Here is a 12,021-nt window from a genome sequence, read left to right as displayed (position 1 = left end):
TGAACCGCAAGGTTCCCTTCCCCGCTATCAGGAGATCGACTTCAATGATCATCGATATCAGCTGCTATCCCACCGACCTGGTGGACCTCGCCTGGAGGCATGACGGTGACCCGTTCACCGGCGAGCGTCTGCTGGAGATGATGGATGGCCCGTACATGGTCAACGGCAAACCTCGCCGCATCGACAAAGCCTTCATCCAGCCGCCGCAGGGCAACACCATTTACACCTGGACCGACGGTGACCTGACCGGTCGCGAGTCCATCGACGCGTACATGGCCTACACCCTGAAAATGGTCCAGACCTACCCGGACCGCTTCATCGGCTGCTTCGTCTACAACCCGCGTTGCGGTGTCGAAAACGGCGTCGAAGCGATCGAGCGCTACGTCAAGGAACACGGCTTCAAGATGGTCCAGATGCAGGCCAACATGCATGCCTACCGTCCTGACCGGGCGCTGGACTGGGTCCGCCCGTGCTTCGAGAAGTGCGCCGAGCTGGGCATCCCGGTCAAGCTGCACACCGGTGACGGGCCCTACAGCATCCCGTCGGAATGGGTGCCGATGATCAAGGAGTTCCCCAACGTCGATTTCATCATGGCCCACTTCGGCGTGCAGACCGGTGGGGTCTACGTATTCGAGCCGATGCAATGGGCGATGGAGCTGCCCAACGTCTACTGCGAATCGGGCTGGTGCCTGCAATCGCGGATCGTCGAGTTCGCCAAGGTCCTGCCCACCCACAAGATCCTCTTCGGCACCGACACCCCGCCGAACGAACCGGGCATGTGGCTGCGCCTGCTGGAAGTGCTCTGCCACGAGCCGCCACAGGGTTTGAACCTCGACGAGGACACCCTCGAAGACTACCTGGGCAACAACACCGCCCGGATGATCGGCCTCGAACCGACCCCGCCGCCACGTTCCGTTTCCGAAGCAGAGGCGCAGCTCAAGCGCCCCGTTACCACTCAACTGGCCAGGAGCTGAACCGATGATTATCGACACCCATCTGCACCCCACCAACCTGGTCGACGAGGCCTGGCGCCACACCGGCGAACCGTTCACCGGCGAGCGCATGCTCAAGCTGATGGACGGCCCGTACATGATCAACGGCAAACCCCGGCGCATCGACATGGGCTTCATCCAGCCGCCACCGGGCAACACCGGTTATCGCGACGGCAACCGCCGGGGCCGCGAGGGCGTGCGTGACTACATGTCCTACGTCGCCGAACTGTGCGTGAAGTACCCGGACCGCTTCATCGGCAACTTCAACTTCAACCCGCGCTGGGGACCGGAAAACGGTGCGGCGGAGCTGGAATTCCACATCAAGGAATACGGCTTCAAGATGCTCAAGCTGCACGCCAACATGCACGGTTATCGTCCGGATCGCGCCCTGGACTGGCTGCGCCCGGCGATGAAAGTCTGCGCCAAGTACAACATCGTGGTGCTGATCCACACCGGTGACGGTCCGTACACCATTCCGACGATGTTCTACCCGATCATCCGCGAGTTCCCGATGGTCAACTTCATCATCGGTCACTTCGGCATACAGACCGGTGGCAACTATTCGTTCGAAGCGTTCTGGATGGCCATGGACACGCCGAACGTGTACTGCGAATCCGGCTGGTGCTTCCAGTCACGCATCGTCGAATTCGCCAAGGACCTGCCACGCAACAAGATCGTCTTCGGCACCGACTCACCGCCGAACGAACCGGGAATGTGGCTGCGCGAACTGGAGGTGCTGTGCTCGCCAGCGCCGCAGGGTCTGGGCATCGATGAGGATCACCTCGAGGATTACCTGGGCAACAACATCGCGCGGTTGTGCGGCATCGAACCAACGCCGCCACCCAAGGACCTGATCGAGGCGGACATCCGACTGACCACGACTTACTTGTAACGTCGGGGTACACAACCCTCTGTGGCGAGGGAGCTTGCTCCCGCTGGGTGGCGAAGCCGCCCCAAAAAATAGGCCTGCTGCGCAGTCCAGCGGGAGCAAGCTCCCTCGCCACAGGGGATCTGTGCACACAGCACACAGCACACAGCACACAGCACACAGCACACAGCGACTTTACAGGCGCGAAGATGAATCGGCGTTCGATCGACCGGCGGGCCAACGGCTTGTCGATAGAGCGTCGCCCTCAACCCTGCGCGCCTGCTTTTTACGAGGTGAAACCATGACCCTCTCTACGCTCGGCGATACCCAGGACTTTCACGCATTCATCGACGCCTATCGCCGGCAGTACCCGGACGATGTGCTGACTATTTCTGAATCGCTTTCTGCCGATCAGGATGTCACCGCCCTGGTCGATGCCCTGGCCGCTCAGGGCCGCGATCCGCTGCTGATCTGCGAAAACGTCGGCACCCTCGGCGTTCCGGTCGCCACCAACCTGTTCGCCTCCCGCACCCGCATCGCCCGTATTTTCGGCGTGCATCCGGCGCAATTGCACGAGACCTTCCAGGCCCGCGCCAACCATCCGATCCCGCCGCGCTACGTTGAAACCGGCCCGGTGCTGGACGAAATCTTCGAAGGCGAAGCGGTAGACCTGGCGCTGTTGCCGATGCTCAAACACTTCGACAGCGACCGCGGCCCGTACATCACCAACGCCATCATCATTGCCGAAGACCCGGTCAGCGGCATTGCCAACATGAGCTACCACCGCTCGATGCGCCACGCCCGCCAGGCCCTCGCCACCAGCCTGCATTCCCGTGGCCACCTGTGGCGCATGCTGCAAACCGCCCGGGAACGCGGCGAGGAATTACGCGTTGCCATGGTCGTCGGCGCCCATCCGCTGTTCATGCTGGCCGCTGCTGCGCGGTTGCCCTTTGGCAGTGATGAGCGCGCGGTCGCCGGCGGCCTGTTTGGCGCACCGCTGGAACTGGTCAAGACCCCGCGCTACGGCATTGGTGTGCCGGCCTACGCAGAGTTCGTACTGGAAGGCGCCATCGATCCTGCGGCCTATGCAGAGGAAGGTCCGTTCGGGGAATTCAGCGGCTATTCCTCAGACCGCTCGACCAACAACGTGCTGCGCGTCGACACCCTGATGCGGCGCAAGGATGCCTGGCTGGTGGACGTGGTGGGCGGCCGTTACGCCGAACACCTGACCCTTGCGCGGCTGCCCCGGGAAGCGGAGATGAGCGAAAAACTCAAGGCGCGCTTCCCCGCCGTCACCGCCGTGCACTACCCCAATTCCGGCACGCACTTCCATTGCTATGTCGCACTGGATCAGAGCCGTGACGGCGAGGCCCGGCAGATCATGCTGGCGTTGCTGGGGTGGGACCCTTACCTGAAAACCGTGATCGCGGTGGACAGCGACATCGACATTACCGACGACAGTCAGGTGCTGTGGGCGCTGGCCACACACTTCCAGCCCCACCAGGACATCTTCGTCATCGACGGTCTGCCGGGCAGCCCACTGGACCCTTCCTCTTCGGTCAACGGCACCACCTCGCGCATGGGCCTGGATGCCACGCGCGGTTCCGGTTTCGACGGAATAAAGGCACAACTGGATCAGGGCGTGGTTGAACGCGCACGCAACCTGCTCGCGAGCTACCCATCATGAATCGCCAGCGCATCGTCGTCGGTATCAGTGGCGCGTCCGGGTTCATTTACGGCGTGCGCCTGCTGGAGTTGTTGGCGCAGTTGAATGTCGAGAGCCACTTGATCATCAGCCGCGCCGCACTGCTGACCATGGCCCATGAAACCGACTACAAACTGGCGGACGTCACCGCCCTGGCGAGTCATTACCACCGTGCTGACGATGTCGCGGCCGGGATTGCCAGCGGTTCGTTCCGCTGCCTGGGCATGGTCGTGGCGCCGTGTTCGATGCGCACCCTGGCGGAAATTGCCACCGGCACGTCATCGGGCCTGATCGGCCGCGCCGCCGACGTGACGCTGAAGGAACGTCGCACCCTGGTGCTGATGGCCCGGGAAACCCCGTTGACCCTCGCGCACCTGCGCAACATGACGGCCGTTACCGAGATGGGCGGGATCATCGCCCCACCCGTCCCGGCCTTCTACGCCCGCCCGGAAAGCCTTGCGCAAATGGTCGATCACAGCCTCGGCCGCGTCCTCGACCTGTTCGGCCTCGATGCCGGCACCGCAACGCGCTGGCGAGAACCCGATATCCCTGAAACCACACACAAAACCTGTGGGAGCGGGCTTGCCCGCGATAGCGGTGGGTCAGTCAGCATCAATGCCAGCTGACAGGCCCTCATCGCTAGCAAGCTAGCTCCCACAGTTGATTGCACTCCGACAACACACAGGTAAGGAGCTCTACATGAACACCCCCTTCAACGCCCCAACCCCCAACACCAAAATCCCCGTGACCATCCTCACCGGCTTCCTCGGCGCCGGTAAAACCACCCTGCTCAACTACATCCTCAAGGAAAACCACGGCCGCAAAATTGCCGTGATCGAAAACGAATTCGGCGAAGTCGGCATCGACGGCGACCTGGTGCTCAGCTCCGAAACCGAAGAAATCTACGAGATGGTCAACGGCTGCGTGTGCTGTACCGCCGAGGTGCGCGAGGACCTGGTGCGTATCGTCCGCGAGTTGGTGGCGCGGCCTGTGCGGCTGGACCATATCCTGATCGAAACCAGCGGCCTGGCCGATCCGTACCCGGTGGCACAGAGCTTCTTCATCAACGACCCGATTGCCGATGAGGTGGAGCTGGATGCGATTGTGACCATGGTCGATGCCAAACACATCGCCCAGCATCTGGAAGACTTGAAGCTCGATGGCGTGGACAACCAGGCCGTGGACCAGATCGTTTGCGCCGACCGGATCGTCATTAACAAAGTCGACCTGGTCAGCGCTGCCGAAGTCGCTGCCCTGAGTGAAAAAATCCGTGGTTTGAACGCGACGGCGGAGCTGGTGACCTCCAGCTACGCCGAGATCGACCTGACGAAAATCCTCGGCATTGGTGCCTTCGAATCCACGCAAAAACTCATGGAAATCGGCTCGGAGCATGACCACCACGCCGAAGAACATCATCACGATCTGGATCATGACCACGACCCGAGTGTTTCGTCGGTCGGGATCGCCGTCGACGGGGCCGTGAACCTCGGTGCGTTCCACCGCTGGATCAGCGAACTGCGCACCGAGCAGGCCGACAATCTGTACCGCATGAAAGGTGTGCTGGCGGTCAAGGATCAGGATCAGCGCTATGTGCTGCAAGGCGTGCACAGCCTGGTCGAGTTCCGCGCATCGACGCCGTGGGGCATAGAACCTCGCTCCAGCAAAATCGTATTCATCGGCCGCGACCTGGACCGCGCGGCGTTGAACCAGGGCTTTGCCGCCTGCCTGGCAGGCTGAACAAAGGCATCGGAGCCGGTGGATGGCGGTTTCGGGGCGCATCGAACGAGTGATTGATGCCAGTCAGAAGAACGATGCAAAACCTGTGGGAGCTGGCTTGCCAGCGATAGCTGATTGTCACTGAACAAGGCCAGCCCTCATCGCTGGCAAGCCAGCTCCCACAAGGATTGCGGCGTCCCTGAACCGGCATCAGAACGAATACCCCTCTCTACAGCATAAAAACAGCAAGAGGTGTTTCTCCATGTCGTTAGCCAACACAACAACCCCCCTCCATCCGGTAGACCAGGTTCTGCCGATCCGACAAATGCTCACCCTCGGCCTGCAGCACATGGCCGTCTCGTACATCGGCGCCATCGCCGTGCCGTTGATCGTCGCCAGCGCCTTGAAAATGTCCCAGGCGGACACCGTGGTCCTGATCAGCACCACGCTGTTTTGCTCGGGCATCGCCACCTTGTTGCAAACCGTGGGTTTCTGGAAATTCGGCGTGCGCCTGCCGATCCTTCAGGGCGTTGCATTCAGCAGCGTTGGCCCGGTCATCGCCATCGGCAGCAACCCGGAGGTGGGATTTGCCGGGGTCTGCGGAGCGGTGATCGGCGCGGGGATTTTCACCATGCTGGTCGCGCCCTTCGTGGGGCGATTGCGGCGGTATTTTCCGCCGGTGGTCACCGGGTGCATCGTCACCGTAATCGGCTTGCAGCTGTTCCCGATTGCCTATGAGTGGGTCGGTGGCGGGCGACATGCCAGCGATTTCGGCGCGCCGGCGTACCTGGCCGTGGCCGCCGTGGTGCTGCTGACCATTCTGCTGGTCAACCGCTATGGCAGCCCGATGCTGCGCAACATGGCGGTGCTGGTGGGCATGCTGGTGGGGGCCGCGCTGGCCTATGGACTGGGCATGGGCAGTTTCAGCAGCGTGCAGGAATCGCCCTGGCTCACCGTGCCCTACCCCTTCTACTTTGGCCTGCCGACCTTCAGCCTGATCCCGATCGCCACCATGGTGGTGGTGATGATCGTGCAGATGGTCGAATCCATGGGGTTGTTCGTCGCGATCGGCGACATCGTCGACAAACCCGTGGAAGACAAACAGGTGATCAACGGCCTGCGCGCCAACGGCCTGGCGAGCACCATCGCCGGCATGTTCGCGGCGTTCCCGTTCATTGCCTTCATGGAAAACGTCGGGCTGGTGATTCTTACCGGCGTGCGCAGTCGCTGGGTGGTGGCGATCAGCGGGTTGCTGATGTGTTCCGTGGCGCTGGTGCCAAAGGCCGGGGCGATCATCGCTTCAATGCCGACCGCGGCCCTCGGTGGCGCCGGGATCGCGATGTTTGGTGTGGTCGCCGCAGCCGGTATCCAGACCCTGGCCAAGGTCGACTACGAGCGCAATCGCTACAACGTGCTGATTGTCGGTTTCACCATCGCCGCCGCCCTGGTGCCGGTGCTGGCCCCGGCCTTGTTCAAGCAACTGCCTGAGTGGAGCCAGCCGTTCCTGCACAGCAGTGTCGTGATCGCCTGCCTCGTATCGGTGCTGCTCAACGCCTCGCTCAACGGCGTCAGCGTTCCTGACAGCGCCGCCACCAAACCCGCCTCCCACAGCCTTTGACTGGAGAAGCCCCATGACTCAACTGCAAAATATCCTGATCAAAAACCCGCTGGCGGTGATGACCGGCCTGCGGGGCGCCCGTGCCCGGGCCGGCAGCGTCGACATCCGCGTGGTCAACGGGCGCATCGCCGAAATGGCCGCCGGACTGGAGGCGCAACCCGGCGAGCGCGTCATCGATGCTCGATACTGCCTGGTGTATCCGGGCTGGATCAACACGCACCATCACCTGTTCCAGAATCTGCTGAAAGCCGTGCCTGAAGGCTTGAACGAGGACCTGCAAGGCTGGCTGGCGAGCGTGCCCTACCCGCGTCTCAACCGTTTCACGCCACAGTTGTCACGCATTGCCGCGCGGTTGGGCATGGCCGAATTGTTGCTTTCGGGCGTGACGACCTGCGCCGATCACCATTACCTCTATCACGCCCACGGCACCACCGAGACCGGGGACCTGCTGTTCGACATGGCCGACGAATTCGGCCTGCGATTTGTCCTGTGCCGCGGCGGTGCACTGGAGTCCGCCAGCGCCCACCCGGGGTTCTCGAAAACCGCACTGCAACCGGAGACGCTGGACCAGATGGTCGGCGACATCGAGCGGCTCAAGTCGACGTATCACCAGGACATCCCGGACGCAATGCGCCGGGTCGTGGTAGCCCCCACCACGCCGACTTTTTCGCTGCCGCCGACCTTGCTGCGGGAACTGGCACACACCGCACGCGGCCTCGGCCTGCGGCTGCACACACACCTGTCAGAGACGCAGAACTACGTGAATTTCTGCCGGGAAAAATACAACTGCCTGCCCGTGGAATTCGTCGCCGAACACGAATGGCTCGGCCCCGACGTCTGGTTCGCCCATGCCGTACACCTGCAACCCGGCGAGATCCGCATGCTGGCGCAAACCGGCACCGGTGTTTCCCACTGCCCGGTGAGCAATGCGCGGTTGGGCAGCGGGATCGCGCCGATCCCCCAGATGGTCGAAGCCGGCGTGCCCGTTTCCCTCGGCGTGGACGGCGTGGCGTCGAACGAGTCCGGGAGCATGGTCGGCGAAGCCAACACCGCATGGCTGATTCATCGGGCGGAACAAGGGGCCTCGGCAACCACGGCAGAAGACGTCATCCACTGGGGCACGGCCGGCGGCGCGCAGGTGCTGGGACTCGGTGCGGTGGGCACGCTGGAGATCGGTCAAGCGGCGGATCTGGTGATCTATGGCCTGGACCACCCACGCTTCTTCGGCTTCCACGACATCGCCGTTGCACCCGTGGTCGCAGGTGAACCGATTGCCGTGCGCTACAGCCTGGTCGGTGGACGCGTCGTGGTGGATGACGGCGTGATCCCGGGCCTGGACCTCGAGCGCATGCGCGCCGAAGCCTGGGAAGGTGTGCAGCAACTTATGTACGTCGACGACTGATCAAGGTGCCCCAAGTCTGCACCCTGTAGGACCTGCAGGAGCTGCAGAAACTGTAGGACCTGTAGGACCTGTAGGACCTGTTGGACCTGTAGGACCTGTAGGAGCTGTCGGACCTGTAGGACCTGTAGGAGCTGTCGAGTGAAACGAGGCTGCGATCTTTTGACTTGGCTTTTAAAAGCAAGATCAAAAGATCGCAGCCTCGTTTCACTCGACAGCTCCTACAGGGGATTTGCACCCAGGTAATCGATGCCCGTTACGGAGATCTTCAGGCAGCCAACTGCCCTTTCGCAATCGCCGCCGAAGCCGCGAGCATCGCCCGCAACAACACCGCACACCCGGCTGCCAGATCATCTGGCGCTGCGTTTTCAATTTCGTTGTGGCTGATCCCCCCTTCACACGGCACGAAGATCATTCCCGCCGGACCCAGTTCAGCCAGGAAGATCGCGTCGTGCCCCGCTCCACTGACAATATCCATGTGCGACAAGCCCAGCCCCTGCGCCGCATTGCGTACCGCTTCGACACACCCCTTGTCGAAGTACAGCGGCGGAAAATCAGCCGTCGGTGTGAGTTCGAACGTCAGCCCATGCTGCTCGCACGTGGTCTCGATGATCTCGCGCACTTCGGCAATCATCGAATCCAGACGGGCCGGCTCCAGATGCCGGAAGTCCAGGGTCATGCGCACTTCACCGGGGATCACATTACGCGAGCCGGGATACGCCTGCAGGCACCCGACCGTGCCGCAGGCGTGAGGTTGATGGCCGAGCGCGGCGCGGTTGACGGCGCCGACGATGATCGATGCGCCGACCAGAGCATCCTTGCGCAGATGCATCGGTGTCGGACCGGCGTGGGCTTCGACGCCACGCAGTTTCAGGTCGAACCATTTTTGCCCGAGGGCCCCCATAACCACGCCGATGGTTTTGCGTTCGTCTTCAAGGATCGGACCTTGCTCGATGTGCGCTTCAAAATAGGCACCCACCGCATGGCCGCTGACCTTGCGTGGGCCGGCGTAGCCGATGGCATTCAGCGCTTCGCCGACCGTGACACCCTCGGCATCGACTTTGGCCAGGGTTTCTTCAAGCGTGAATTTTTCCGCGAACACGCCGGACCCCATCATGCACGGTGCGAAACGCGAGCCTTCTTCATTGGTCCAGACCACCACCTCCAGCGGCGCTTCGGTTTCCACGCCAAGATCGTTGAGTGTGCGCAGCACTTCGACGCCGGCCAGCACGCCGAAGCAGCCGTCGAACTTGCCGCCGGTGGGCTGGGTGTCAATGTGACTGCCGGTCATCACCGGGGGAAGGTTGGGGTTACGACCGGGGCGGCGGGCAAAGATATTGCCGACGGCGTCGATGCTGACGGTGCAGCCAGCCTCTTCGCACCACCGGACGAAAATGTCCCTGGCCTGACGATCCAGGTCGGTCAGGGCCAGGCGACAGACGCCGCCCTTGACCGTGGCGCCGAGCTGGGCCAGTTCCATGAGCGACTGCCACAGGCGGTCGCGGTTGATGTGCTGATGGGTGGACTGCAGAACGTCTACAGCAGCGTTCATGGTGATCTCCTCAGGCTGTTCTTATGAGTTTTTCTGTTGTGTCTGTCAGGCCGCCATCGCGAGCAAGCTCGGCTCCCACAGGTGTAGCGGTGTTCACAGCATTTGTGTACACCACGAAACCTGTGGGAGCCGAGCTTGCTCGCGATGAGGCCACCCGCTACACCGCCGATTTCACGACTGACGCACTGGGTCGCATCGAGCACAACCCGTAATAAATCAACCCGCCAAGCGCCGAGCCGGTGAACCAGCCATAGCTGTAGAACCAGCTGAACGCATCACTGCCCAGCGACAGCAGCGTCAACACCACGGGCACGCCAAACGCAATAAAACCGTTCCAGTTCCACGCCGGGTACACGTCATCGCGGTACAAACCTGCCAGGTCCAGCCGCTGTTTCTTGATCAGGAAATAGTCCACCACCATGATCCCGGCAATCGGTCCCAGCAGGCTGGAATAGCCCAGCAGCCAGTTGGAATACACCGTCTCAAGGCTCACGTCAGACACAATCAAACCGAGCTTTTTCAGCAGCTCATGGGCCATCAGCAACAACCCTACCAGCCCGGTCAGCATGACTGCCTTCGTGCGGTTGATCACCTTCGGCGCGATGTTCTGGAAGTCGTTGGTGGGCGAGACGATGTTAGCTGCGGTGTTGGTGGACAGCGTGGCAATGATGATCAGCGCCATGGCCAGCGCAACCCAGACCGGGCTCTGGATATGACCGATCAAGGTCACCGGATCAGAGACCGTGACACCCACCAGCTTCACCGAGGCAGCGGTCATCACCACACCCAATGAGGCGAACAGGAACATGGTCAGTGGCAAGCCGATAATCTGCCCGACGATCTGGTCCTTCTGGCTTTTCGCATAGCGGCTGAAGTCCGGAATGTTCAGAGACAGGGTGGCCCAGAAGCCGACCATTGCGGTCAGTCCGGCGGCGAAGTAGCTGACCACGCTCGCGCCTTCCGGACGTTTGGCCGGGATCGCCATCAGCTCGGTCATCGACACGTTCGGCATCGCCCACACCAGCAGCCCTGCGCCCACCAGCACCAACAACGGTGCGGACAGGGTTTCCAGCCACTTGATCGACTCGGCGCCACGAATCACCACCCACAGGTTCAGCGCCCAGAACACCATGAAGCCGATGACTTCACCGGTGCCACCCAGGGATTTCCAGCCCTCGAACACCGATCCCAGAAACAGGTGGATCGCCAGCCCGCCGAACATTGTCTGGATCCCGAACCAGCCACACGCCACCAGTGCCCGGATCAGGCAGGGAACGTTGGAGCCGAGGATGCCGAAAGAGGATCGCAGTAACACCGGAAACGGGATGCCGTATTTGGTGCCGGGGAACGCGTTAAGCGTCAGGGGGATCAGGACAATGATGTTGGCGAACAGAATCGCCAGCAGCGCCTCACCCACGCTCAACCCGAAATAGGCGGTGAGCACACCACCGAGGGTGTACGTGGGCACGCAGATCGACATGCCGACCCACAACGCGGTGATGTGCCATTTGTTCCAGGTTCGTTCGCGCACCTTGGTAGGTGCCATGTCGTGGTTGTAACGGGGACTGTCGAGGACATCGCTGCCGGCTTCAAGCTCAAACAAGCCGTCGCGCTCGGTCACTTGCGATCTGATCTGTTGCATGGCCGCTCCACTGTTCTTTTGATTATTTTTGCTCATCAGGGGCTGGCGACATCAATAAACATGCCGATCACCCCGCTTGCGCATCGGGCAGATCCATAAAAAAACGGTAACTAACTGAAGTTCATCAGTTTTATTTAAACAACTCATGAGTCCTCGGTAACAGGTCTGTTCACTCATGCCGAATGCCAGGCAAGTTGTCCGATCAGTCAGGACTCAATCTGGTGCATCAAACTTTTTTCGCGTGTTGCGCATTAACCATAGCCCCTTCTCAAGCAGCTGATTTCACATAGGAAATCTCGTCTATTTTTCGAACCTGTCAAGTGCGTCAAAATGGTGAGAGACGGTACCATTTTGGTGATTCTCGGTTTTATTCGTTATTTATCAATACCTTAAAACAGTCATAAGCTTATAAAAAATAATCTTGCTCATTTCTTGAACTCAGACTAGCTTCTATTCCTGACAGCGATGACAGGAATACACCTGTTTGCGTCTGCTTCATATAAAACATTTAGAACCGGCACAAGTCGGT

General features: G+C 61.2%; 9 protein-coding genes. 7 read left to right on the top strand and 2 right to left on the bottom strand.

The window, feature by feature from the left end:
• Nucleotides 1-44 precede the first annotated feature (44 nt).
• The 7 genes from GBC55_RS04885 (at nt 45) to GBC55_RS04855 (ending at nt 8,301) form a co-directional block, all read left to right on the top strand.
• Entirely contained in the window at nt 45-974 is a 930-nt protein-coding gene (locus GBC55_RS04885; protein WP_162436822.1) for an amidohydrolase family protein, read from the top strand.
• Nucleotides 975-978: 4 nt separating this feature from the next.
• Nucleotides 979-1,884 carry an amidohydrolase family protein gene (locus GBC55_RS04880; protein ID WP_053158646.1) on the top strand — a complete coding sequence of 302 codons (906 nt, stop codon included), beginning with the start codon at nt 979-981 and terminating at the stop codon, nt 1,882-1,884.
• Between the two features lie 277 nt (nt 1,885-2,161).
• On the top strand, nt 2,162-3,547 hold the full coding sequence (locus GBC55_RS04875; RefSeq protein ID WP_162436823.1) for a UbiD family decarboxylase: 1,386 nt from the start codon (nt 2,162-2,164) through the stop codon (nt 3,545-3,547).
• Nucleotides 3,544-4,191, top strand: a complete 648-nt coding sequence (locus tag GBC55_RS04870) for a UbiX family flavin prenyltransferase (RefSeq protein WP_162436824.1) — start codon at nt 3,544-3,546, stop codon at nt 4,189-4,191. Before GBC55_RS04875 ends, GBC55_RS04870 begins: the two co-directional genes overlap by 4 nt.
• Before the next feature lie 73 nt (nt 4,192-4,264).
• The gene (locus GBC55_RS04865; protein WP_162436825.1) at nt 4,265-5,302 is read left to right on the top strand and encodes a GTP-binding protein; all 1,038 of its coding nucleotides are present in this window, start codon (nt 4,265-4,267) and stop codon (nt 5,300-5,302) included.
• Nucleotides 5,303-5,543: 241 nt separating this feature from the next.
• The gene (locus GBC55_RS04860; RefSeq protein ID WP_162436826.1) at nt 5,544-6,899 is read left to right on the top strand and encodes a nucleobase:cation symporter-2 family protein; all 1,356 of its coding nucleotides are present in this window, start codon (nt 5,544-5,546) and stop codon (nt 6,897-6,899) included.
• A 13-nt stretch (nt 6,900-6,912) separates the two neighbouring features.
• Entirely contained in the window at nt 6,913-8,301 is a 1,389-nt protein-coding gene (locus GBC55_RS04855) for an amidohydrolase family protein (protein ID WP_247266861.1), read from the top strand.
• Between the two features lie 265 nt (nt 8,302-8,566).
• On the opposite strand, the gene GBC55_RS04850 is transcribed toward GBC55_RS04855, so the two are convergent.
• Together GBC55_RS04850 and GBC55_RS04845 are read right to left on the bottom strand one after the other, a co-directional pair.
• Nucleotides 8,567-9,850, bottom strand: coding sequence for a Zn-dependent hydrolase (locus GBC55_RS04850; protein ID WP_162440250.1), 1,284 nt, complete (start codon nt 9,848-9,850; stop codon nt 8,567-8,569).
• A gap of 157 nt (nt 9,851-10,007) precedes the next feature.
• Nucleotides 10,008-11,492, bottom strand: coding sequence for an NCS1 family nucleobase:cation symporter-1 (locus GBC55_RS04845; RefSeq protein WP_162440249.1), 1,485 nt, complete (start codon nt 11,490-11,492; stop codon nt 10,008-10,010).
• Nucleotides 11,493-12,021: the final 529 nt, after the last annotated feature.

It is taken from the genome of Pseudomonas sp. TNT3, assembly GCF_010095445.2.
Lineage (GTDB): Bacteria > Pseudomonadota > Gammaproteobacteria > Pseudomonadales > Pseudomonadaceae > Aquipseudomonas.
This window is presented reverse-complemented; position numbering and strand designations above follow the sequence as displayed.